The organism is Kaistia sp. UC242_56, from assembly GCF_044452255.1.
Classification (GTDB): Bacteria; Pseudomonadota; Alphaproteobacteria; order Rhizobiales; family Kaistiaceae; genus Kaistia; species Kaistia defluvii_A.
This window is the reverse complement of sequence record NZ_JBIOAN010000002.1, coordinates 50,823-72,518: the sequence shown is the minus strand read 5'-3', so window position 1 is coordinate 72,518 and position 21,696 is coordinate 50,823. Positions and strand designations below refer to the sequence as shown.

At 66.3% G+C, this 21,696-nt stretch carries 21 protein-coding genes and 2 tRNA genes; 7 read left to right on the top strand and 16 right to left on the bottom strand.

All coding sequences use genetic code 11. The features are described from left to right. The first annotated feature begins 77 nt into the window (after positions 1-77). Positions 78-827 (top strand): YggS family pyridoxal phosphate-dependent enzyme, encoded by a 750-nt coding sequence (locus ACHMWQ_RS03095; RefSeq protein ID WP_396306362.1) that lies wholly within the window; start codon positions 78-80, stop codon positions 825-827. Between the two features lie 503 nt (positions 828-1,330). On the opposite strand, the gene ACHMWQ_RS03090 is transcribed toward ACHMWQ_RS03095, so the two are convergent. Then, the gene (locus tag ACHMWQ_RS03090) at positions 1,331-1,882 is read right to left on the bottom strand and encodes a L,D-transpeptidase (RefSeq protein WP_396306361.1); all 552 of its coding nucleotides are present in this window, start codon (positions 1,880-1,882) and stop codon (positions 1,331-1,333) included. A 152-nt stretch (positions 1,883-2,034) separates the two neighbouring features. Between ACHMWQ_RS03090 and ACHMWQ_RS03085 the strand changes: the two genes are divergently transcribed. Together ACHMWQ_RS03085 and ACHMWQ_RS03080 are read left to right on the top strand one after the other, a co-directional pair. Beyond that, complete coding sequence (locus ACHMWQ_RS03085) at positions 2,035-2,718, top strand: response regulator transcription factor (RefSeq protein WP_266333909.1); 684 nt, start codon at positions 2,035-2,037, stop codon at positions 2,716-2,718. A gap of 51 nt (positions 2,719-2,769) precedes the next feature. Continuing rightward, complete coding sequence (locus ACHMWQ_RS03080; RefSeq protein ID WP_354552919.1) at positions 2,770-3,249, top strand: cyclic nucleotide-binding domain-containing protein; 480 nt, start codon at positions 2,770-2,772, stop codon at positions 3,247-3,249. A 66-nt stretch (positions 3,250-3,315) separates the two neighbouring features. Here ACHMWQ_RS03080 and xth read toward each other — a convergent pair whose 3' ends face one another. From xth to tesB, 7 genes are all read right to left on the bottom strand, one after another. Continuing rightward, the gene (gene xth / locus ACHMWQ_RS03075; protein ID WP_396306360.1) at positions 3,316-4,119 is read right to left on the bottom strand and encodes an exodeoxyribonuclease III; all 804 of its coding nucleotides are present in this window, start codon (positions 4,117-4,119) and stop codon (positions 3,316-3,318) included. A 378-nt stretch (positions 4,120-4,497) separates the two neighbouring features. After that, positions 4,498-5,172, bottom strand: coding sequence for an outer membrane lipoprotein carrier protein LolA (locus tag ACHMWQ_RS03070; protein WP_354552916.1), 675 nt, complete (start codon positions 5,170-5,172; stop codon positions 4,498-4,500). A 134-nt stretch (positions 5,173-5,306) separates the two neighbouring features. Further along, positions 5,307-7,880, bottom strand: coding sequence for a DNA translocase FtsK 4TM domain-containing protein (locus ACHMWQ_RS03065; protein ID WP_396306359.1), 2,574 nt, complete (start codon positions 7,878-7,880; stop codon positions 5,307-5,309). A gap of 123 nt (positions 7,881-8,003) precedes the next feature. After that, positions 8,004-9,179, bottom strand: coding sequence for an aminotransferase class I/II-fold pyridoxal phosphate-dependent enzyme (locus ACHMWQ_RS03060; RefSeq protein ID WP_396306358.1), 1,176 nt, complete (start codon positions 9,177-9,179; stop codon positions 8,004-8,006). Between the two features lie 204 nt (positions 9,180-9,383). Continuing rightward, positions 9,384-10,721: an ammonium transporter gene (locus tag ACHMWQ_RS03055; protein ID WP_354552910.1), complete on the bottom strand. Its 1,338-nt coding sequence runs from the start codon at positions 10,719-10,721 to the stop codon at positions 9,384-9,386. 147 nt (positions 10,722-10,868) lie between these two features. Continuing rightward, on the bottom strand, positions 10,869-11,207 hold the full coding sequence (locus ACHMWQ_RS03050; protein ID WP_354552909.1) for a P-II family nitrogen regulator: 339 nt from the start codon (positions 11,205-11,207) through the stop codon (positions 10,869-10,871). 314 nt (positions 11,208-11,521) lie between these two features. Next, positions 11,522-12,373, bottom strand: coding sequence for an acyl-CoA thioesterase II (gene tesB, locus ACHMWQ_RS03045; RefSeq protein ID WP_354552907.1), 852 nt, complete (start codon positions 12,371-12,373; stop codon positions 11,522-11,524). A 119-nt stretch (positions 12,374-12,492) separates the two neighbouring features. Between tesB and ACHMWQ_RS03040 the strand changes: the two genes are divergently transcribed. Beyond that, complete coding sequence (locus tag ACHMWQ_RS03040; protein WP_396306357.1) at positions 12,493-13,731, top strand: ubiquinone biosynthesis hydroxylase; 1,239 nt, start codon at positions 12,493-12,495, stop codon at positions 13,729-13,731. Between the two features lie 289 nt (positions 13,732-14,020). Here ACHMWQ_RS03040 and ACHMWQ_RS03035 read toward each other — a convergent pair whose 3' ends face one another. The 5 genes from ACHMWQ_RS03035 to ACHMWQ_RS03015 form a co-directional block, all read right to left on the bottom strand. Beyond that, a complete protein-coding gene (locus tag ACHMWQ_RS03035) occupies positions 14,021-14,212 on the bottom strand; it encodes a Trm112 family protein (RefSeq protein WP_354552903.1) in 192 nt (63 codons plus the stop codon). 10 nt (positions 14,213-14,222) lie between these two features. Continuing rightward, entirely contained in the window at positions 14,223-14,900 is a 678-nt protein-coding gene (locus ACHMWQ_RS03030; protein ID WP_266333931.1) for an LON peptidase substrate-binding domain-containing protein, read from the bottom strand. 12 nt (positions 14,901-14,912) lie between these two features. Beyond that, positions 14,913-15,860, bottom strand: a complete 948-nt coding sequence (gene trxA, locus ACHMWQ_RS03025; RefSeq protein ID WP_396306356.1) for a thioredoxin — start codon at positions 15,858-15,860, stop codon at positions 14,913-14,915. 57 nt (positions 15,861-15,917) lie between these two features. Further along, a complete protein-coding gene (locus ACHMWQ_RS03020; protein ID WP_396306355.1) occupies positions 15,918-16,436 on the bottom strand; it encodes a prolyl-tRNA synthetase associated domain-containing protein in 519 nt (172 codons plus the stop codon). Positions 16,437-16,618: 182 nt separating this feature from the next. Beyond that, positions 16,619-17,221 (bottom strand): outer membrane protein, encoded by a 603-nt coding sequence (locus ACHMWQ_RS03015; protein WP_396306354.1) that lies wholly within the window; start codon positions 17,219-17,221, stop codon positions 16,619-16,621. Positions 17,222-17,510: 289 nt separating this feature from the next. Between ACHMWQ_RS03015 and ACHMWQ_RS03010 the strand changes: the two genes are divergently transcribed. The 3 genes from ACHMWQ_RS03010 to ACHMWQ_RS03000 all read left to right on the top strand — a co-directional run bounded on the left by ACHMWQ_RS03010 (position 17,511) and on the right by ACHMWQ_RS03000 (position 18,725). Continuing rightward, a tRNA-Gly gene (locus ACHMWQ_RS03010) sits at positions 17,511-17,585 on the top strand. 231 nt (positions 17,586-17,816) lie between these two features. Next, positions 17,817-17,891, top strand: a tRNA-Gly gene (locus ACHMWQ_RS03005). A gap of 321 nt (positions 17,892-18,212) precedes the next feature. After that, entirely contained in the window at positions 18,213-18,725 is a 513-nt protein-coding gene (locus tag ACHMWQ_RS03000; protein ID WP_396306353.1) for an Hsp20/alpha crystallin family protein, read from the top strand. A gap of 54 nt (positions 18,726-18,779) precedes the next feature. Here the strand turns inward: ACHMWQ_RS03000 and ACHMWQ_RS02995 are convergent, their stop codons facing one another. From ACHMWQ_RS02995 to ACHMWQ_RS02985, 3 genes are read right to left on the bottom strand one after another with little or no spacing between them, the layout of a single operon-like run. Beyond that, positions 18,780-19,868, bottom strand: a complete 1,089-nt coding sequence (locus tag ACHMWQ_RS02995; protein WP_396306352.1) for an ABC transporter ATP-binding protein — start codon at positions 19,866-19,868, stop codon at positions 18,780-18,782. A gap of 10 nt (positions 19,869-19,878) precedes the next feature. Next, complete coding sequence (locus tag ACHMWQ_RS02990; protein ID WP_354552892.1) at positions 19,879-20,724, bottom strand: carbohydrate ABC transporter permease; 846 nt, start codon at positions 20,722-20,724, stop codon at positions 19,879-19,881. A gap of 10 nt (positions 20,725-20,734) precedes the next feature. Next, complete coding sequence (locus ACHMWQ_RS02985) at positions 20,735-21,691, bottom strand: sugar ABC transporter permease (protein ID WP_354552890.1); 957 nt, start codon at positions 21,689-21,691, stop codon at positions 20,735-20,737. Positions 21,692-21,696: the final 5 nt, after the last annotated feature.

Below are 21,696 nucleotides of genomic sequence, written 5' to 3'. Positions count from 1 at the left end.
GCTTCGCGCCGGCTTCGCTCGGTTGAGCGCCACCGCCGGCCATGCTAGGCGCAGCATCCATCTGCTCCGGAGGCGACATGCCCGTTCCCAAGACCGACGATGTCCAATCCCGCCTGGCCTCCGTCCTGGCCCGTATCGCGGCGAAGGAGGAACAGTCCGGCCGCGCGCCTGGCTCGGCCAAGCTGATCGCCGTCTCCAAGACCTTCGAGGTCGACGAGATCCGCCCCGTGATCGCCGCCGGCCAGCGCCGCTTCGGCGAAAACCGGGTGCAGGAGGCGCAGGCCAAGTGGCCGCTGCTGCGCGAGATGGCCGATGATATCGAGCTGCACCTGATCGGGCCGCTGCAATCCAACAAGGCGAAAGAGGCGATCGCGCTGTTTGACGCGATCCATACTGTCGATCGCGACAAGATCGCCGGCGCGCTTGCCGGCGAAATCCAGAAGCAGGGACGGACACCGCAGCTCTTCGTCCAGGTCAATACCGGGCTCGAGCCGCAAAAGGCCGGCATCGCGCCGCGCGAGGCGGCCGATTTCGTCGAGCGCTGCCGCACGGTGCATGGGCTCGCGATCAGCGGGTTGATGTGCATTCCCCCGGCGGGCGAGGCGGCGGGGCCGCATTTCGCGCTGCTGGCCAAGATGGCGGCCGAGATCGGCGTCGAAAACCTCTCCATGGGCATGAGCGGCGATTTCGAAACCGCGATCGCCTTCGGCGCGACGCATGTGCGCGTCGGCGGCGCGATCTTTGGATCCCGCCCGCCGATTGTGGCGGCGACGCCGGAGCCGGAAGCGCCGGCGGCGGCGCCCGAAGGCCCGGGCGAGACGGGCTGAGGATGGCGGCGGCTTGCGTCGGTCTTTCTTCTTTAAGGCAGGTCAGGGCGCCGCCTGCGCCAACCCTCCGGCGTCCCGGGCTTGACCCGTGATCCATTCAGCGGCGTTGGCGCCGCAGAGGATTCGACGGACAAGCTTGCGGAGGCGCGGATCCCTGCTTGCGCAGGGATGACGGCGAGGGTGTGTCGTCTTCCTTCGCCATGTGCATGCCGCCAAATTGCCGCGAGCGCAGCCGAGCCCCCCTACCGCTTGCGGGAGAGGGTTGGGGTGAGGGTCTTGCTTCGAGCGTCCTCCTGCCGACTTCTCCATCCAAAACCTCGACCCTCATCCTGAGGTGCCCGGCGAAGGCGGGCCTCGAAGGAGGGGCCAGGAATCTGATCTGCGTCATGGAGCCATGCTGGAGCCTCCTTCGAGGCTTCGCTTTCGCGAAGCGCCTCAGGATGATGGCGGAGGGGGTGGAGAAAGTTCACTGGTTTGGGGCCATCCCGCCCCTTCAACAGAACCTAACGCACCTCGATGGCCGCGCCGGGTTTCAGGCGTTGCAGGATCTTGCGCATGTCCGCCAGGCGGACGGCGACGCAGCCTTCGGTTGGAAGGAAGCCCGGGCGGGCAAGGTGGAAGAAGATGGCGCTGCCGCGGCCCTGGCTGCGGCGCGTGACGTTCCAGTCGAGGATGACCACGACATCATAGAGGCAATCGTCGCGCCACATGGTTTCGGCGCTCTTCGGATAGGGCATCCGCACCGGGCGGTTGTAGTTGCGGTCGCCGACGGCGTCGCACCAGCCATCGGTCGGGCGGGAACGCCGGAGCGGCAGGCGGGTGGCGGGGCGCGGGATGCGGTCAGGGCGGTAGCGGACATCAAGAATGGCGAAGCGCCCGGCGGGGGTGGCGCCGTCGCCCTCGCGCTTGTTGCGCGTGACGCCGGAGCGGCCGAGCGCGCACGGGAAGCGGCGATCGCCGAGGCGGAGAATTCCCTTCGTCGGCGCGCCGGGGCGTGGCTGGACGATCAACGTCTGGCGGTTGTGCCGCGATTCCGGACGATTTTGCTTCGGCATCCCTATTTTCCGTACATCGATCCATGGATTTGGTGGTGCGGGGCCCGCCTTGCATCTCGCCCTGAATGAGGTCTAAACCTTAGGCCAGCGATGCAGAAGCGTACTTCGGTTGTTCCCGCAGGAACCGAAGAAACCGTCAGGGGGCAAACGCCATGGCCGCACGGCGAATTCTGGTTGTGGATGATGACGATCTGTTGCGCGAAAGTCTCGTAGAGCAATTGTCGCTCTATGAAGAATTCGAACTGATGGACGAGGCGACGGCGACCAAGGGCGTCCAGCGCGCCCGGGCCGAGCCCACCGATCTGCTGATCATGGATGTCGGCCTGCCGGACATGGATGGCCGCGAGGCGGTGAAGCTGCTGCGCAAGGGCGGCTTCAAGGGTCCGATTATCATGCTGACGGGCCAGGATTCGGAATCCGACACCATTCTGGGCCTCGAGGCCGGCGCCAACGACTATGTCACCAAGCCGTTCCGCTTCGCCGTGCTGCTGGCGCGCATCCGCGCGCAACTGCGCCAGTTCGAGCAGAGCGAGGACGCCACCTTCTCGATCGGCCGCTACACCTTCCGCCCGAGCGCCAAGCTGATGCTGGACGAGCGCGGGCAGAAGATCCGGCTGACCGAAAAGGAGACGTCGATCCTGAAATTCCTGTATCGCGCCGGCGAGAAGGTGGTCGGCCGCGATATCCTGCTGCACGAAGTCTGGGGATATAATTCCGGCGTCACGACGCACACGCTGGAAACCCATATCTATCGTCTCAGGCAGAAGATCGAGCGCGAACCGTCGATTGCGGAGCTGCTCGTCACGGAAGCAGGCGGTTACAAGCTGGTTCCGTGATAGAGTCGCCGCGAGGCTGCTTCGTTCGCGGCCAGGGGCAGGAATATCGGCGTGACGCTTGAACAGGATATCGCTCTTCTCTCGACGGTGCCGCTCTTCGCGGAGCTTTCGACGGACCATCTGCGCCTGATCGCGTTCAGCGCGACGCGGCTGGAGCTGCCGGCCGGTCGCGTGCTGTTTCGCGCCGACAGCAAGGCGCTGTCCGGCTTCGTCGTGATGTCGGGCGAGATCGAGATGGCCGATGGCCATGGCGAGAACCACAGGCGACTGGGCCTGTTCGGCCCCGGCACGCTGCTGGGCGAAGTGGCGCTGTTCATCGAGACGCGCCGACCCGCGACAGCGACGGCCACCAGCGATGCGCTGGTGATCGAGATCGACCGCACGCTGATGCGGCGGATCCTGACGGAATATCCGGATGTGGCGGCGCGGATGCATACCCGCATCGCCGACCAGCTGATGGAAACCGTCGGCGCGCTCGGCAGGCTGGAAAGCCGGTTCGAGGGTATCAGCCTTTCCGCGCCGGGCCAGTAGCCGGACAAGCGCTTTTCCCGAAGCGGGTTTCGGTTGGCGTGCAGAAGACGCGAACCGTGAAAGACTTCAGACCGCCAGGCGGGCGATGACCGGCACGTGGTCGGACGGCTTGTTCCAGCCGCGCGCCTCGGTGATCACCTCGATGCCCTGCAGGCGCGCGCGCAGCGGCGGCGTCACCCAGACATGGTCGAGGCGGCGTCCGCGATTGGACGTTTCCCAATCCTTGGCGCGGTAGCTCCACCAGGTGTAGAGCTTCTCGTCCATCGGCACGAACTGGCGCATGGCGTCGATCCAGCCGCCGGCCTCGCGCACTTCTTCCAGCAGCTTCGTCTCGACCGGGGTGTGGCTGACGACGTTCAGCAGTTGCTTGTGCGACCAGACGTCATTCTCATACGGGGCGATGTTGAGATCGCCGACGAGGATCGCCGGCCCGCTGGTCTCGGCGCCGGTCAGCCAGGTCTTCATCTCCTCGAGAAAACCGAGCTTGTGTGCGAACTTTTCGTTGATCGCGGGGTCGGGCTCGTCGCCGCCGGCCGGAATGTAGAAATTGTGCAGCGTGATCGGCAGGTCGCGGTCGGTCAGCGTCACGGAGATGTGACGCGCATCTTCCTTGCCGAAGAAGCCGCGCCGCTTGGTTTCGATGAAGGGCTTGCGCGAGACGGTGGCGACGCCGTGATAGCCCTTCTGGCCGTGCACGGCCTGGTGGACATAGCCGAGCTTGCGGAATGCGCCGGACGGGAAATTGTCCTCGATGCACTTGATCTCCTGCAGGCAGAGCACGTCGGGACGGTGCGCCTCCAGGAAAGCGGTGACGAGGTCGATCCGGAGACGGACCGAATTGATGTTCCAGGTCGCGATGCTGATGGTCATGTGAGGCCCCGGCGGCAGGAGAACCGCGGCGCCCGCAATACGCAATCGCGCCGGATATCGCCAACGAAAAATCGCAGGGGTGGCCGTCCCGCAAGGTCGGCGTGGCCTGGGCGAGACACGGAGGCAGCGGGATGGAGTGGAGGAATCGCGAGCCCCAAAAAGGAACGCCCAGCTCCGGGGGGGAAGCTGGGCGTTGCGCTTTACAGCGCCTTGCGCCCGTCTATGACGCGGCGCTTCGCGGGACCATCTTCGGCGAGACGGGGGGCACTACCGATCGATGGAATGGCCCGCTGTCTATAGATTTGGTGCGCCCCTGAGCGAATTCAAGTCGGCGTGCCATTTCTATCGCACCCGCACGTTCACAAGCGCGCGAGCGGCCTATTTCAGGCTCTTGTTCGGCAGGTAGTAGTTGATCTTGAAATTTTTCGGGTCGGCCGGCTTGCCGATCTCGACGTCGTAGACGGCGACCGAGGTGTCGAGGCCCTGCGAATCGGTCACGACCCACTGGCGCAGCTCATAGGTGCGGGTGTCGAAGATCAGCTTCAGGCTGCCGCCGCCAAAGGCCGAGCCCTGTTCCAGCACCAGCGAGATCAGGTCCGGCTCCTCGATCAGCTTGCGCACGATATTGGAGGAGGTCAGGTCCATCTGGTCGGCAAGAAGATAGCGCAGCGGAGTCTTCTTCAGCGGATAGAGGTCCTGCGTCATCATCTTGTTGTCGCGGATCGCGACCTGGTTGCCGTCGGCGACCACGTCCATCTTGACCGGCGGGCTGTAGTTGAAGCGAATCTTGCCCGGGCGGGCGAGGAAGAACACGCCTTCCGATTGTTCGCCGCTCGGGCCGAACTGGATGAAGCGGCCCTGCATGGTGCGGATCGAGTTGAAATAGGCGTTGATCTTGCGAAGCGCCGCCATCTGCTGCGCGTTGAAGGCCGCTTCCGCGCGGCCGGGCAGGCCGATCGCGCCGAGCGCCACCGTGGCGCCAAGGCCGAGCGTGGTGGCCAGGAAGCGACGCCGGGTCAGGCCGGTCTCCGTATCGATCGTCACGATGGGCATCCTTCGCGTGGTTCGCAGTCTAGCGTCATTCGCGATCAAGGGTCGCGAGCGTCATGCGGTCGGGGCCGGACAGACCGGCGCTGGAAAACGTCTCGCCTCGCGACCTAGTTCCGCTTGATGGCGATTTCGCGACGTCAGAACCGGCTGGCTTCCTCGCCTTCGACGAGAATTTCGCGCTTTCCGGCATGGTTGGCGGCGCCGACAAGGCCTTCCTTCTCCATGCGCTCGATCAGCGAGGCGGCGCGATTGTAGCCGATCGACAGACGACGCTGGATATAACTGGTGGAGGCCTTGCGGTCGCGCAAGACCACGGCGACGGCCTTGTCGTAGAGGTCGTTCGATTCATCGCCGCCCAGCACCGAGCCGCCGGCCTCGCCGCCGCCCGACTCGTCACCCTCGCCATCGTCTTCGGTAATGGCGTCGAGATAATCGGGACGGCCCTGCAGCTTCAGGTGGTTGACGATCTTCTCGACTTCCTCGTCGCTGACGAAGGGGCCATGCACGCGCTGGATGCGGCCGCCGCCGGCCATGTAGAGCATGTCGCCCTGGCCGAGTAGCTGCTCGGCACCCTGTTCGCCGAGAATGGTGCGGCTGTCGATCTTCGACGTGACCTGGAAGGAGATGCGGGTCGGGAAGTTGGCCTTGATCGTGCCGGTGATGACGTCGACCGAGGGACGCTGCGTCGCCATGATGACGTGGATGCCCGCGGCGCGGGCCATCTGGGCCAGGCGCTGGACGGCGCCTTCGATGTCCTTGCCGGCCACCATCATCAGATCGGCCATCTCGTCGATGATGACGACGATGTAGGGGATCGGATCCAGCGGCAGGTCTTCCTGCTCGTAGATCGCCTCGCCGGTTTCCTTGTCGAAGCCGGTCTGGATCGTGCGGGTCAGGATCTCGCCCTTGGCCTTGGCCTGGCCGACGCGGGCATTGTAGCCGTCGATGTTGCGCACGCCGACCTTCGACATCTTGCGATAGCGGTCTTCCATCTCGCGGACGGTCCATTTCAGCGCGACGACGGCCTTCTTCGGATCGGTGACGACGGGCGTCAGCAGATGCGGAATGCCGTCATAGATGGAAAGCTCGAGCATCTTCGGGTCGATCATGATCAGGCGGCACTCTTCCGGCGTCAGCCGGTAGAGCAGCGACAGGATCATGGTGTTGATGGCGACGGACTTGCCGGAACCGGTAGTGCCGGCGACGAGCAGATGCGGCATGCGGGCCAGGTCGACCACGACCGGCTCGCCGCCGATGGTCTTGCCGAGGCCGATCGGCAGCCGCGCCTTCGACTGTTCGAAATCGTTGGCTGCCAGCATTTCGCGCAGGAACACCATTTCGCGGCGCGCATTCGGCAGTTCGATGCCGATGGCGTTCTTGCCGGGGATGACGGCGACGCGGGCGGCGATCGCGCTCATCGACCGGGCGATGTCGTCGGCGAGGCCGATCACGCGGCTCGACTTGATGCCGGGGGCAGGCTCGAGTTCATAAAGCGTCACGACCGGGCCGGGGCGGACATTGATGATGTCGCCGCGAATTCCGAAATCGTCGAGCACGCCTTCGAGCACGCGGGCATTCTGCTCCAGCGCCTCGGTGTTAATCTTGGTGCGCGGATCGACGGCGCGCGGGGCGGCCAGGAAGTCGAGGGTCGGCAGTTCGAACACGTCGTTCTGGCCGCGCGTCGGCTGCGCCTCGCGGGTTTGGCGCTTGCCGGGCCGGGCGCGGGCAGCGGGCTGGGCCGCACGGCCCGCCGGCATCGGCGCGGGGATCGGCAGGTCGTCGTCCTCCTCGTCCGCCCAATCGTCGGGATCCGCCTCGACCGGCGCGGTCTTGACGCGGCCGCTGACCTGGCCGGCGGCCATGCGCGGCTCGACCCGTCCGATGCGGCCCTCGGGGATGTCGGCTGCCGCGGCGCGGCGTTCCGCCTTGTCGGCATTGCCGCGTCCGAAAAGCCGGCCGAGGCTCGCCTTGGCCGAATAGCCGAAATGCGCCAGCGCACCGAGCGGCACGGTCAGGAAGTTGGAGCGATCCTCCTCGCCCATGATGTCGTCGGTGTCGAAATCCTCGTCGCGGCGCGAACGCTTGGGCGCGGCGCGGGTCGGCTCGCGGACCGGCAAGGCCTCTTCTTCCTCGCGGCCGAAGCGGATGAAGCCGGTGGCATGCAGGAACAGGACGATGGCGAGGAGCGCAAACAGCGCGCCGGCGACAAAGGTGGCGTTGCTGCTGACCGGCGTGCCGACCACGAGCGCGGGAAGGCGGGCGAAGATGTCGCCGATCACGCCGCCCATGCCGGTCGGCAGCGGCCATTTGGCCGTCACCGGCACCAGCGCCAGCAGCGCGGCGGCAAAGGCGCTGGCGCCGAGCCAGGAAAGCAGCATCGTCTTGCGGAAGCGGCGGCCGCCGAACAGGCAGCGCCAGCCCCAGATCACCGCCGGCAGCAGCAGCATCGCCACGGCGAGGCCGAAGAACTGCATCAGCAAATCGGCGATGATCGAGCCCGGCAGGCCCAGCATGTTGGCGGCCGGCTTGGACACCGCATAGGAGAGGGACGGATCGTCGACCGTCCAGGTGGCGAGCGCCGTGGCAATGGCCGCGATGCCGGCGAGAAGCGCCAGCCCGACCAGATGTCCCAGATGGCGGCGGACAAGCCGGCTCATGCCGTCCTCGTCCTCGGAGGGCATGGGCATTGAAACCGATCGTGTCGAACGCATGGTCCGGTCATGTCCTTTGCACGTCTAGCGCGGGGGCGCTTCGTGGGGTCGAAACGGTCCCGCACTGTCTCCGTCGTTGGATCGTCGGAGGGCCGAAGCCGGTTCCCCTCCATGGCGATCCGATTAGCCAAGAACCCGCGCCATGCGGGCCAGTGCTTCCTGCGTCGTCGCGAGGTCCTGGACCATGGCGACGCGGATAAAGGGTGTGCCGGGATTGCTCCCGTCCGGCAGCGGCAGCGACAGATAGGCGCCGGGGATCGTGCGTACGCCCGCCTCGCGCCAGAGCCGCGTTGCCGCCTCGACGCCGTCGCCGACCTCGAGCCAGAGGAAAAATCCGCCTTCCGGCCGCGTGGCGCGGACCCGGGGGCCCAGCGTTGCCAGCGCGGCATCATATTTGGCGTTGTAGAGCGCACGGTTCTCGGCGACGTGGCCTTCATCCGAATAGGCCGCCACCGCCACGGCCTGGATCGGGCCCGGCACCTGCGGCGCCGCGACATTGCGGAAGCGGGTCCAGGTCTCGAGGAAATCCGGGTTGCCGGCGACGAAGCCGCAGCGCAGGCCCGGCAGGTTCGAGCGCTTCGACAGCGAATGGAAGGTCAGGATGTTGGCGTAGCCCGCGCCGAGACGGTCGGCCGCCTGCAGCACGCCGGGCGGCGGCGTCTCGCGGTAGATCTCGGAATAGCACTCGTCGGCGAAGACCATGAAGTCATGCGCGCGGGCGATCTGGATGACGCGGCTCCAGTCCTCCAGCGTCGCGACGTCGCCCTGCGGCGCGGTCGGCGAGGCGATGTAGACGGCGATGGTGCGGGTGAGCACCTCGGTGGGCACCTGGCCCAGATCCGGGAAGGAACCCTCCCGGCCGGAGCCGAGCAGGACCACTTCGGCGCCGGCGACTTCCGCGCCGGCGGCATAGGCCTGGTAGAACGGGTTGGGCAGCAGCACGACGGGCTTTTCGAGGCCGGGCTTGCGCTGGCGGGCGGTGAGGGCGGCCAGCGTCAGTCCCTCGCGCGAGCCATTCAGCGGCAGCACCATGCGCTCGGGGTCGATGGTCGCCTGGAGGCCGTAGCGCCGGTCGAGCCAGCGCGCGATCGTCTGGCGGAAGGCATCGGTGCCGCGAATGGGCGGATAGCGGCCAAACAGCGCGACGTTCTCCGCGATCACCGGCGCCACGAAGGCGGGGATCGGATGCTGCGGCTCGCCGATGGTAAGGTTGATCGCGGGCAAGCCGGGTTCGACGCCTGCCAGAAGGCTGTTCAGGCGGGCGAAGGGAGAGGTCTCTTTCTTGGCGCTGGTCGTCACGCTTGCCTTCACACTGGCTGGGTCGCTCGGCGGGCGGAGTCCCACCCGGGTCTGGATTGCAGAAGAGTAACCGTAGCGGCCGTTGGTTAAGCCGGCTTTAACCATGGCGACGGGGGCCAAAAAAAGACCCCGGCGCGAAGGCCGGGGTCTTTCCACTCTGGAAGGCTTGTTTTTGGGGTGGGCGCCCGGGGGCGCCCGCCGATGCTAGTTGTGGTAGGCGCGTTCGCCGTGCTCGACGATGTCGAGGCCTTCGCTCTCGACTTCCTTGCGGACGCGGAGACCGATGATGACATCGACGATCTTGTAGAGGATCGCCGAACCGACGCCGGACCAGACGACCGTGAACAGCACGCCTTCGATCTGGACCCAGAGCTGGTGGCCCATCGCGTAATCGGCGACGCCCGTGCCGCCCAGCGACGGGCTGACGAGGATGCCGGTGGCGATGGCGCCGACGATGCCGCCGACACCATGGATGCCGAAGACGTCGAGGCTGTCGTCATAGCCGAAGCTGTTCTTCACCGTGGTAACGAAGAAGAAGCAGACGATGGCGGCGCCGAAGCCGAGCACGATGGCGCCGACCGGGCCGATGAAGCCGGCAGCCGGGGTGACCGCGACCAGGCCGGTGACGACGCCCGAGATGCCGCCGAGCATGGAGGGCTTGCCGCGGACGATCCATTCGATCAGCGACCAGCCGATGGCGGCGCCCGCCGTGGCGACGAAGGTGTTGATGGTGGCGAGACCGGCGACCGAGCCGGCCGAGAGAGCCGAACCGGCGTTGAAGCCGAACCAGCCGACCCAGAGCATCGCAGCGCCGACCATGGAGAGGGTCAGCGAATGGGGAGGCATCAGATCCTTGCCGAGGCCCGTACGCTTGCCGATGATCAGGGCGCCGACCAGGCCGGCGATACCGGCGTTGATGTGAACGACCGTGCCGCCGGCGAAATCAAGCGCCCCGCGCTTGAACAGCCAGCCCGTCGACTGCCAGACCGAGTGGGCGATCGGCAGATAGACGACCGTGATCCAGAGGATCATGAACAGGATGACGGCGGCGAACTTCGTGCGCTCGGCGAAGGAGCCGACGATCAGCGTGGCGGTGATCGCCGCGAAGGTCATCTGGAACGACAGGAAGACGTATTCCGGAATGGTGCCGGAGAGAGTGTCCGGCGTGATGCCGGCGAGGAAGGCCTTCGACAGGCCGCCGATCAGCGCGCCGCCATCGGTGAAGGCGAGGCTGTAGCCGTAGAACACCCAGATGATCATCGCGACGCAGGCGATCAGGAGAACCTGCATCAGCACCGACAGCATGTTCTTGGTGCGGACGAGGCCGCCGTAGAACAGCGCGACGCCGGGGACGATCATGGCGAGGACCAGGATGGTCGAAACCAGCATCCAGGCGGTATCGCCGGAATTCAGCGTCGGCACCGCGGCGGTGACCGCCTCGACGGCCGGCTCGGTGGCGTCCTGCGCGAAGGCGGCGACCGCCGATGCCAGCAGCGCGCCTCCCGCCGCAGCCAGAGAGAAGGGAGCATTTCGAAGGTTCATTGCAGTTCTCCTGTCGGACCGGCGTTGCCGCCGGTTGCCTGCGCCCGGGGCGAAGCCCTTCTCGCAGCTGTTTTTCGATGGGATGGCGGGTCGACTTGAAGGGTGTGCCACCCGCTGGAGCCAGCGAACGGCGCGAGGCGGAAGGCGCTAGAGCGCGTCGGTGTCGGTCTCGCCCGTGCGGATGCGGACGGCCTGCTCGATCTGGTAGACGAAGATCTTGCCGTCGCCGATCTGGCCGGTCTTGGCGGCGGCGGCGATGGCCTCGACGACCTTGTCGACCGCTTCGCTGGCCACGGCGACTTCGATCTTGAGCTTGGGCAGGAAGCTGACGGCGTATTCGGCGCCGCGATAGATCTCGGTGTGGCCCTTCTGGCGGCCATAGCCCTTGACCTCGGTAACGGTCAGGCCCTGCACGCCGATGCTGGTCAAGGCGTCGCGCACCTCATCCAGCTTGAACGGCTTGATAATCGCCATCACGATTTGCATGTGTTCGGATCCCATTTCTCTCTGCGTCTGGTGGACGGCGGACCTCGATCGCTCGGGGTCCTCAGTAACGGTCGCGGACAAGCGAACGCCTTCGCTGGCAAACACCAATCAAGGTCCGTGCCAACTCTGACGATTGTGCCGAAAAAAATGTGAACAGCGCAAAAGGGCGGCACGCCGCCTGTCAAAACGCAGGCGTCGCCGCGATCTCGCCGCAAATTCTGATCGCGGCATGAGCAAATTTCGAATTTTGCCCAATTAATGGGCTGTGGTGTACGCAATGCCTGGCCAACGGGCGAAAGCGGTAGACGCGACGCTCACCGGCTGACCGGCCGGACCAGTCCTTCCTGCGCCACCGAGGCGACCAGCACGCCCTGGCGGTCGAACAGGCTGCCGCGGTTGAAGCCGCGCGCGCCATGCGCCGAAGGGCTGTCCTCGACATAAAGCAGCCAGTCGTCCATCCGGAACGGCCGGTGGAACCACATGGCATGGTCGAGGCTGGCGACCTGCAGGCCCGGCTCGAACACCGACCTTCCATGCGCCAGAAGCGTGGTATCGAGCAGCGTCAGGTCGGAGGCATAGGCGAGTATGCAGCTGTTGAGCACGGGATCGTCGCCGATCGCGATCTTGGCGCGAATCCAGATGGCGTGGCTGTGGCGCGGCTCGTCGCGGCGGAAATAGGCCTTCTGGTCGACCGGGCGCAATTCGATCGGACGCAGCCGTTCCCAGTAGCGTCGGACGCCCGCCGGGGCGCCGTCGAGCAGGGCCGCGCCGATCTCGCCATCGACCGGCAGGTCTTCCGGTCCCGGCACGTCGGGCATGGATATCTGGTGCTCCAGCCCGTCCTCGCGAATGTGGAAGGACGCCGACATGATGAAGATCGTCTGGCCGTGCTGGATCGCGACGACGCGGCGGGTCGAGAAGCTGCCGCCATCGCGCACCCGCTCGACCTCGTAGACGATCGGCGCGGACGGATCGCCCGGGCGCAGGAAATAGCCGTGCAGCGAATGCACCAGCCGGTCCGTGACGGTTCGCGACGCGGCCACCAGCGCCTGGCCGATCACCTGGCCGCCGAAAACCCGCTGCCAGCCGGGATCGAAGCTGCGACCCCGGAACAGATTGTGTTCCAGCGGCTCCAGATCGAGTATCGAGAGAAGGTCGTTGATCATGCTTGCATCGGTCGCGTTCGGAAAATCGGGATCGGCGGACGTCGCTCAGTTGCGGCCGCCCACCCACCAAGTCAAGCGGCCACCGGGCGTGGCGGCGCATAGCCGGAAGGAATGAGTTCATGGCAGCAGGGATGGAGACGGGTTCGGCCATCGACGTCCTGATCGCCGGCGGCGGCTATGTCGGCCTCTGCACGGCGCTGGCGCTGAAGCAGGGCGCGCCCTCGCTTGCCGTCGCAGTCGTGGATCCGGCCCCCGCCGGTGCCGGCTCGCGCGACGGCCGCGCCTCGGCGATCGCCGCGGCGGCGAAGCGGATGCTGGAGACGCTGGGCATCTGGCAGCAGATCGAGGCGACCAGCCAGCCGATCACCGAGATGATCGTCACCGACAGTCGCCTGCGCGACGCCGTGCGCCCGATCTTCCTCACCTTCTCCGGCTCGGTCGAGAATGGCGAGCCCTTCGCGCATATGGTGCCGAATGGGGCGCTGGTCGGCGCGCTGTCGGACGCCTGCCGCACCGTCGGCGTCGAGCTGATCGCGGGCGATTCGGTCGCCGATTTCACCACGCGCGCGGCCTCGGTCGAGGCAAAGCTTGCCAGCGGCGGCACGATCACCGCGCGCCTGCTGGTCGCCGCCGATGGCGCGAAGTCGCGCCTGCGCGATCTCGCCGGCATTCGCACGGTCGGCTGGTCCTATGGCCAGTCGGGCATCGTCACGACGGTGCAGCACGAACGGCCGCATCACGGCCGGGCCGAGGAACATTTCCTGCCGGCGGGTCCGTTCGCCATCCTGCCCTTGCCGGGCAACCGCTCGTCGCTGGTCTGGTCGGAGCGTACCGAGCATGCGGACAGGCTGGTCCAGGCGGACGAGTTCACCTTCCAGCTCGAGCTCGAGCGGCGCTTCGGCCATCATCTGGGACCGATCGAGGCGATCGGCCCACGGCGCGCCTATCCGATCGGCCTGAAGCTCGCGCGTTCCTTCATCGCGCCGCGCGTGGCGCTGGTCGGCGACGCCGCGCATGCGATCCATCCGATCGCCGGCCAGGGCCTCAATCTCGGCTTCAAGGATGCGGCCGCCCTGGCCGAGACGGTGGTGGACGCCGCCCGCCTCGGGCTCGACCCCGGCACGCTCGACATACTGGAGCGCTACGAGCGCTGGCGCCGCTTCGACACGGTGCAGATGGGCATCGTCACGGATGGGCTGACGCGGCTGTTCTCGAACGACAATCCGGCGCTGCGCATCCTGCGCGATGTCGGCCTCGGGCTGGTCGACCGCCTGCCGCGCCTCAAGGAGAGTTTTATCGGTGCTGCGTCCGATGTCGGCCAGGCCGGCCCGCGCCTGCTGCGCGGCGAAGTGATCTGAGGGGCTTCCCTGTCCTTTCCAGACTATCACCCCGCACTGCCATCATCCTGAGGCGCTTCGCGCCAGCGAAGCCTCGAAGGAGGATCCAGCGGTAAAAATCCGTGCAGCGGTCCGGATCGCGGGTGTTCGCAGGACCCTCCTTCGAGGCCCGGCTTTGCCGGGCGCCTCAGGATGATGGTCGAGTTTTGGGGACGCGGCCTTTGGGTCTGTTGCGCCGACCGGCTTCGCCTGTCGGACGTTGCGATCCGGATCATCGTTCCGCCGCGGTCGGCGAAGGAACGGAATTTTCTCAGAACGGCCGGGCTTCGTCCGGGAGCATGATCGGGATGCCGCTGCGGATCGGGTAGGCGAGACGCGCGGCGCGGCTCACCAGTTCCTGGCGCTCGGGATCATATTCGAGCGTCGTCTTGGTCAGCGGGCAGACCAGCAGCTCCAGCAGCTTGGGATCGACCCGGCTTTCCTCGCGTTCGGCATGCGCCATCGCCCGGCTCCTATTGCAGCTGCGACGAGGCGTTGCCGTCGCCGCGGCGGGCGAGCGAGATCTCGGTCAGCGCGATCAGCGTCTCGGCCCGGGTGCGCAGGTCCGGCGCTTCGAGCAGCGCCTGCTTCTCCGCCATGCCATAGGGGCTCATCATCGACAGCGCATTGACCAGCGTCTCGTTCGACGCCTTCTCGATGCTGTCCCAGTCGGCTTCGAGCTGGTTGGCGTCGAGATAGAGGCGGAACGTATCGAGCAGATGGCTGCGATCGACGGTGTCGGCGCCCGCGTCCTCGACGAAGTCGGACGGGAAATCGATCGCCGTGACCCGGCAGCGGCGGAAGCCCGATTCGGGCTCGACCTCTTCCAGGATGCGGAAGCGGCTGATGCCGGTCAGGCAGATCATGTAGCGGCCGTCGCCGGTCTCCGAATAGGAGGTGATGCGACCGGCGCAGCCGACCGCGAACAGCTCCGCCGCGTCCTCGCCGTCTTCCGTCACCGTCATCGGCTGGACCATGCCGATGATGCGGTCGCCCGCCATCGCATGGTCGACCATGGCCATGTAGCGCGGCTCGAAGATGTTGAGGGGCATCTGGCCGCGCGGCAAGAGCAGCGCTTCGGGGAGCGGAAAGACCGGAATCAGATCGGGAAGATCGTCCGGGGCTTCATAGATGGCATTGCCTGCCTGCATGCGAATGGCGCCTTACGAGAACAGAAGCGAGGAAAGACGGCGGCGCCCGTACAGCGTCACCTCGTCCATCGGGCCCCAGGCCTCGAAGAACTGAACGAGCTGCTTGCGGGCCTTGTCATCCTCCCAACTGCGATTGAGGCGGAAGATGTCAAGGAGCTGGTCGGCGGCATCCTCGCGCTGGTCCTTGGCATTGAGCAGCAGGGCCAGGTCGAAGCGGGCGTCAAAATCCCTAGGATTGCTTTCGATCCGCGCGCGAAGCTCGCCTTCCTCGCCGAGATCAGCCGACTGGTCGGCCAGCGCGATCTGGGCGCGAACGGCGGTGACGCCCGGGTCGTTCGCCTTTTCGGGCGGAAGCGAATCCAGCAGCTCGCGCGCCGCCTCGACATTGCCGGTCGCGACGTCGCAGCGGGCAAGGCCCACCAGCGCCTTGAAGGTATCGGGCTCGGCGGCCAGGATCGCGGCATAGACGTCGGCGGCCTGGGCGAACTGGCCCTGCTCGACCAGCGCGTCGGCTTCCGCCAGCGCCGCTTCGACTTCGGCGCCGCCGGCGGGACCCGCGACCCGCTCGATGAATTCCTTGATCTGGCTTTCAGGCAGCGCGCCCATGAAGCCGTCGACCGGGCGGCCGTCGACAAAGGCGATCACCGCCGGAATCGACTGGATGCCGAGCTGGCCGGCGATCTGCGGATGGTCGTCAATGTTCATCTTGACGAGACGGACCGTGCCGCGCGCCTGCTGGACGACCTTCTCGATCACCGGAGTCAGCTGCTTGCAGGGGCCACACCAGGGCGCCCAGAAATCGACGAGCACCGGCTGGCGGCGCGATTCCTCGAGAACGTCCTTGGTGAAATTGTTGGTGGTCGTGTCCTTGATCAGCGTGTCGGCGCCATTGGCAGCCTGGGTCGCGGCGCTGTCGCCGATGCTGAAGCTGGGCTGGTTCATGCGGATTGCCTCGATCATCAAAGGCCGGCTCCCGCGCCGGCGCGTCGCGGAGAACATGGCGCTTCGAACCCGGTTTTACAAATCCGGACTGGCCGCGGCCTGCGAAAAAGACAGGAGCAGCGGCTCGTGGCCGGTGGCGCGGAGGAAGGCGAGCAGGTCGGCGGCGGCGATCGTCGTGGTGGCCGTATTGACGAGCGGATGGAAATTGACGGCGCCCGCGGTGGCGAGCGCCTCGTCGAGCACGACGGTCAACCGGGCCGGCTGGTCGTTGATCACGCCGAACGGCGTCACTGAACCCGGCAGCACGCCGAGCAGGCTCTGCATCAGCTCGGCCGAGCCAAACGAGACGCGGCCCGAGGCGCCGATCCGCTCATGCAGCCGCTTCAGGTCGATCGCGGCATTTTCCTCGGCGACCACGAGGAAGAGAGCGCCCTTCTTGTCCTTGAGGAACAGGTTCTTGCTGTGCAGGCCGTCAATGGCCCCGCGCAGCGCCTGCGATTCCTCGACCGTGTAGAGCGGCGGATGGGTGACGGTGGTCGTCTCGATGCCAAGGCTTTCGAGAAAGTCGAACAGTTCGTCCTGGCTTGCCGGCATGCGTTTCCCCCTCGGTGGCTGGCAGTCTGTCCCGCGCCCCTGCGCTAAAACCGTCGCCGGGTCTCGCGGGACAGGTCTTTCCTGAAGCATGCCGCGCCGGGAGCAGCAAGCGCGGAGGCGCAGCCGGGCAAAAAGAAAGCCCGGCGCGGGGCCGGGCTTTCTCGTGTCGCAGGCGCGGCGGATCAGAACTTGAAGTTCAGGCCCGCGGTGACCGCATGGGCGGTGACGCCGCCATTCACGACCGGATCGAAATTGCCGATATCCTTCTTGCCGAGGTCGACATAGTCGTATTCCAGGCGGCCGGTCAGGTTCTTGGTGAAGGCGTATTCGACGCCGGCGCCGGCGGTCCAGCCAACCGCCCACTGGCTCTCGTCGGCATATTTCAGATCGCCATAGGCGACGCCGCCCTTGGCGTAGAGCAGGAAGTTGTCCCAGGCATAGCCGGCGCGAACCGTCGTCTTGCCGAGCCAGTCGAGCTCCGCCACGTCCTTCAGCGAGGTGTAGGCGATGTCGGTTTCGACGCCGATCACCCAATGGTCCATCTGGTAGTTGTAGCCGGCCTGGGCGCCGACAAGGCCGCCTGTGCCGCTCAGGCCGTCAAGATCGCCGGTGAAATCGCCGAACAGCGCGCCGCCATGCACACCGACATAGAAGCCGGTCCAGTCAAAGGCGGCTTCGGTGACGATCGGAGCCGGGGCCGGAGCGGGCTCATAGGTCAGATCGGCGGCGGAAGCGGCGCCGGTCAGCGCGATCAGGGCGGCGCCGGCGAGAAGAAGCTTGGTCATTGGTACCTCAAGAGATGCGAGCCCGGGCCAATACGCACCCGAAACTCCGTCTCTCAGCCACCCCTGGCTTACCCGTGGCGAGGGCTTAGCACCGGCTTCTGGACAGAACGATGGCAGCCGCGGCGCGCGCCGTCCCAGGCCCGTATTCCCGGCTGGGCTGCGCCAAAAAGGTCGCTCATCGTGGCGGGGCGGTGGCGGCTTTCTGGCGCAAATCGGCGCGAAAAAACTCTCTTGCAATCGATTCCGGCTTCGGCCATAAGGTGCGCACGCCGGCACCGCCGGGGTTTAAGCGGGTGTAGCTCAGGGGTAGAGCATAACCTTGCCAAGGTTAGGGTCGAGCGTTCGAATCGCTTCACCCGCTCCAATATCTCCGGTCACCCACCGGAGTTTCAAAAAGGCCACGGTTTTCCGTGGCCTTTTTGCTTTTTCGGGGGTTCCCTCCGCCTCCTGCGATTTCCGCCTTCGCTCTCGTCGCCGATCGTTTTCCGCGTCGCGCCGGGCTGTGGAGAACGGGCAGGAAGGCACGCCGGCCTCGCTTGCAATCGATCCGGGCTTGCGCCATAAGGTGCGCATGCCGGCGCGAGCCGGGGTTTAAGCGGGTGTAGCTCAGGGGTAGAGCATAACCTTGCCAAGGTTAGGGTCGAGCGTTCGAATCGCTTCACCCGCTCCAATATCTCCGGTCACCCACCGGAGCTTCAAAAAGGCCACGGTTCTCCGTGGCCTTTTTGCTTTTCGGGCCACCGAGACGCGCTCGGGCCCTCCGCCCTGAAGGGCAGTCTGCGCCGGGTCTGCGCCGCGCCTGCCACTCCTTGTCGCGCACCCTCGAAACGACGCGGCGACACCCTATCTTGCCCGATGTGCAAGCGGCTTCGCGGCCTGACACTCGGGTCGGCCGCAGGCAAAGGCACGCTCCCGTCCCGCGCTGTGACGCCGGCCGGGCAGGGTGGGAGCTTTCGGCGCAGCTGGCGGACCCAGCAAGAGGAGAAGCACCATGGCACGTCATTCCCTCGTTCCCTTCGGCGGCAGCCCCCTGATCGGCGGCGACCCGTTCGTCTCGCTCCAGCGCGGCATGAACCGTCTGATGGAAGACGTGTTCCGCAACGCTGGCATGCCGGCGGCCGGCGCGGAGGGGCATGAAGTTGGCATGCTGATGCCGCAGATCAACGTCTCCGAGACGGAATCAGAGGTGCGCATCACGGCGGAGCTGCCGGGAGTGGCCGAGAAGGACGTCGATGTCACGCTGGACGACGACGTGCTGACCATCCGCGGTGAGAAGCGGATGGAGCAGAAGGAAGACAAGGAGAACTATCACTTCGTCGAGCGGTCGTTCGGACGCTTCATGCGCTCGATCCGCCTGCCGCAATCGGTCAACCGCGACCAGGTCAAGGCGAATGTCGAGAACGGCGTGCTGACCATCGTCCTGCCGAAGAACGCGGCGCAGGAAAAGACCCGCCACATCCCGGTGAAAAGCGGCCAGAGCACGGGCCGCGACACCAGCCACTGAGCGCCCCTGCACCCGACGCCGCCCGATCCGGGGCGGCGCCGGGATTCTGGGGCATCACCCGATGCGGTTGCCGGAGTCGGGATCGAAAAGGCTGATCGAATCCGGCTGGATCGACAGGCCCAGCGTTTCGCCTGTCACGACGGTCAGCTTCGGGCCGAGGCGGGCGGTGATCGTCTGGCTGCCCAGCGCCAGCACCACCAGCGTGTCCGGTCCCGTCGGCTCGACCACGTCGATCGTGCCGGTCAGATCCGGCGTCGTGATCTCGGCGGAGAAGGATTCCGGCCGGACGCCGAGCACCACCTTGCGCCCGAGCAGGGCGTCCAGATTGGCGGCGACGCGGGGTAGGCGGATCGTCGCCGGATTGTTGCCATCCGTCTTGAGAGCGACATGCTCGCCGTCGCGGGCCAGCGTGCCGGTGATGAAATTCATCGAAGGCGAGCCGATGAAGCCGGCGACGAACATGTTGGCCGGCTTCTCATAGGTGGTCATCGGGTCGGCGAGCTGCTGGATGACGCCTCCCTTCATCACGGCGATGCGGGTGCCGAGCGTCATCGCCTCGATCTGGTCGTGCGTCACATAGACGACCGTGGTGCCGAGGCGGTTGTGCAGGCGCTTGATCTCGGTCCGCATTTCGGCGCGCAGTTTCGCATCGAGGTTGGAGAGCGGCTCGTCGAACAGGAAGAGTTCCGGCTCGCGCACGATGGCGCGGCCCATGGCGACGCGCTGGCGCTGGCCGCCCGAGAGCTGGCCGGGCTTCCGGTCGAGCAGGTGGTCGACCTGCAGCATGCGCGCCGCGCCATCGACGGCGCGCTTGCGGGTGTCCGTCTCGACGCCGCGCATTTCCAGGCCGAAGCCGATGTTCCGCTCGACCGGCATGGTCGGATAGAGCGCGTAGGACTGGAACACCATGGCGATGTTGCGGTTCTTCGGATGGACGTCGTTGACCCGCTTGTCGCCGATCAGGATGTCGCCGGCGGTCGGCGTCTCCAGCCCGGCGATGATGTTGAGCAGGGTGGACTTGCCGCAGCCCGATGGCCCCAGCAGCACCAGGAACTCGCCGTCCTCCAGCTTCAGGTCGATGCTCTGCAGCACATCGAGGGCGCCGAAGCTCTTGCGTACGCCGTTCAGCGTCAGTGTCGACATGGTGGTGTCCTCAACCCTTGACCGCGCCGGCGGTGATTCCGTGGACCATGGTCCGCTGCACGATGGCGAACAGGATCATGACGGGGATGATGCTGATGATGCCGCCGGCGGCGAGCACGCCCCAGGGCAACTGGAATTCGCCGACCATCAGCTGCAGGCCGACCGGCCAGGTGCGCGAGCCCTGGCTGGTGGTCAGCATCAGCGCGAACAGGAACTCGTTCCAGGCCGCGATGGCGACGAAGACGGACGTGGCGACGAGGCCGTTGCGGGCGAGCGGCAGCACGATGCGGATCATGGCGCCGAGCCGGGTGCAGCCATCGATGCGGGCGGCACTTTCCAGCTCCTTCGGCGCCGCGTCGAAGAAGCCCTTCAGCATCCAGACGAACAGCGGCAGCAGGAAGCTCGTATAGGCGAGCGCCAGGCCGAAGCGGCTGTCGAGGAGGCCGACCCCGCGCATCAGGATGAAGAGCGGGATGATCATCAGCACGGCCGGGAACATGCGGATGACGAGATAGCCGAGCATCAGCGCGCCGCGGCCGGGATAGTGGAAGCGCGAGAAGGAATAGGCGGCGAGCGTGCCGGTGATCAGGCAGAGCACGACGGTGGTGGCGGTGACGACGAAGGAATTGAACACCAGCGTCGGGAAGCCGGACTGGGTCCAGATCGTGACGTAGTTCTCGAAGGTGATGCGCCTGGGGATGTACTGCATCGTCTGGGTGACGATGTCGGCCTCGTATTTGAGCGAGGTCAGCAGCGTCCAGAGCAGCGGGAAGATGCAGAAGGTCGTCAGGATCAGCAGCACCGCATAGGTGGCGATGTTCCAGCCGAGACGGGCGCGACGGCTTGTCGTGATCATGGGCTGGTCCTCAGTCCTGGTTCACTTTGGAGACGCGCACATAGGCCCAGGCGAACAGCATGAGCAGCACGAACATCACGACCGAAAGCGCGCCGGCATAGCCGAAGTTGAAGTCCTTGTAAGCCTTCTGGAACGCATAGAGCGACAGCACCTGGGTCGACTGGCCCGGCCCGCCGCCGGTCAGGATCAAGAGCAGGTCGGGCGAGTTGACCAGGCCGATGACGCGCAGGATCACGGCGGCGGCGATGACGGAGCGCAGCATCGGCAGCGTGATCAGCCGCAATTGCCGGATCGGGCCGGCGCCGTCGACGGAGGCCGCCTTGTAGAGATCGTCCGGCACGCCCTTCAAACCCGCGAGCAGCAGCAGCGCGAAGAAGGGGAAACCATGCCAGGCCTCGACGAGGATGGCGGCGCCGAGCGCGGTCGAGGGATCGGCGAACCAGGCCTTGTAGGTTTCGAGGAAGCCGAGGCGGACCAGGATGTCGTTGATGACGCCGAGGCGCGGGTCGAGCAGCAGCGCCCACATATGGCCGGCGACGACATTGGGCAGGAAGAAGGGCAGCAGGATCAGCACTCCCATGATCTTGGTGCCGGGCAGGTTGCGGTTGAGCGCCAGCGCCGCGAGCAGGCCGAGCCCGAATTCGATGACGACGGCGAACGTCACCCAGACGGCGGTGTTGCGCAGCGACAGCCAGAAGACCTTGTCGTTCCACATGGCGACATAGTGCTTGAAGCCGACGAAGCCGGTGCCGAGATCGGGCCGGTTCAGCCGCATCTGGCGGAAGGAGAGCTGGAAGCCGTAGACGGTCGGATAGAGCACGACGGCGAGGATCAGGATCGCGCTGGGGACCAGCAGCAGATACATCCAGTACCGGGTTTCGGAGAGACGGCCGAGCGCCGCCGCCGGATCGAGCCGCCGCCAGACGGAGGGGGGATGCTGCGACAGGGCTGACATGCGTTCGGCCATCGGTC

Excerpts from the sequence above, each read along its gene's own strand:
- ACHMWQ_RS03095 (WP_396306362.1), top strand. The coding sequence starts at position 78 with ATGCCCGTTCCCAAGACCGACGATGTCCAATCCCGCCTGGCCTCCGTC.
- ACHMWQ_RS03090 (WP_396306361.1), bottom strand. The coding sequence starts at position 1,882 with ATGCCGAAGCAAAATCGTCCGGAATCGCGGCACAACCGCCAGACGTTG.
- ACHMWQ_RS03085 (WP_266333909.1), top strand. The coding sequence starts at position 2,035 with ATGGCCGCACGGCGAATTCTGGTTGTGGATGATGACGATCTGTTGCGC.
- xth (WP_396306360.1), bottom strand. The coding sequence starts at position 4,119 with ATGACCATCAGCATCGCGACCTGGAACATCAATTCGGTCCGTCTCCGG.
- ACHMWQ_RS03070 (WP_354552916.1), bottom strand. The coding sequence starts at position 5,172 with ATGCCCATCGTGACGATCGATACGGAGACCGGCCTGACCCGGCGTCGC.
- ACHMWQ_RS03065 (WP_396306359.1), bottom strand. The coding sequence starts at position 7,880 with ATGCGTTCGACACGATCGGTTTCAATGCCCATGCCCTCCGAGGACGAG.
- ACHMWQ_RS03055 (WP_354552910.1), bottom strand. The coding sequence starts at position 10,721 with ATGAACCTTCGAAATGCTCCCTTCTCTCTGGCTGCGGCGGGAGGCGCG.
- ACHMWQ_RS03050 (WP_354552909.1), bottom strand. The coding sequence starts at position 11,207 with ATGCAAATCGTGATGGCGATTATCAAGCCGTTCAAGCTGGATGAGGTG.
- tesB (WP_354552907.1), bottom strand. The coding sequence starts at position 12,373 with ATGATCAACGACCTTCTCTCGATACTCGATCTGGAGCCGCTGGAACAC.
- ACHMWQ_RS03040 (WP_396306357.1), top strand. The coding sequence starts at position 12,493 with ATGGCAGCAGGGATGGAGACGGGTTCGGCCATCGACGTCCTGATCGCC.
- ACHMWQ_RS03035 (WP_354552903.1), bottom strand. The coding sequence starts at position 14,212 with ATGGCGCATGCCGAACGCGAGGAAAGCCGGGTCGATCCCAAGCTGCTG.
- ACHMWQ_RS03030 (WP_266333931.1), bottom strand. The coding sequence starts at position 14,900 with ATGCAGGCAGGCAATGCCATCTATGAAGCCCCGGACGATCTTCCCGAT.
- trxA (WP_396306356.1), bottom strand. The coding sequence starts at position 15,860 with ATGATCGAGGCAATCCGCATGAACCAGCCCAGCTTCAGCATCGGCGAC.
- ACHMWQ_RS03020 (WP_396306355.1), bottom strand. The coding sequence starts at position 16,436 with ATGCCGGCAAGCCAGGACGAACTGTTCGACTTTCTCGAAAGCCTTGGC.
- ACHMWQ_RS03015 (WP_396306354.1), bottom strand. The coding sequence starts at position 17,221 with ATGACCAAGCTTCTTCTCGCCGGCGCCGCCCTGATCGCGCTGACCGGC.
- ACHMWQ_RS03000 (WP_396306353.1), top strand. The coding sequence starts at position 18,213 with ATGGCACGTCATTCCCTCGTTCCCTTCGGCGGCAGCCCCCTGATCGGC.
- ACHMWQ_RS02995 (WP_396306352.1), bottom strand. The coding sequence starts at position 19,868 with ATGTCGACACTGACGCTGAACGGCGTACGCAAGAGCTTCGGCGCCCTC.
- ACHMWQ_RS02990 (WP_354552892.1), bottom strand. The coding sequence starts at position 20,724 with ATGATCACGACAAGCCGTCGCGCCCGTCTCGGCTGGAACATCGCCACC.
- ACHMWQ_RS02985 (WP_354552890.1), bottom strand. The coding sequence starts at position 21,691 with ATGGCCGAACGCATGTCAGCCCTGTCGCAGCATCCCCCCTCCGTCTGG.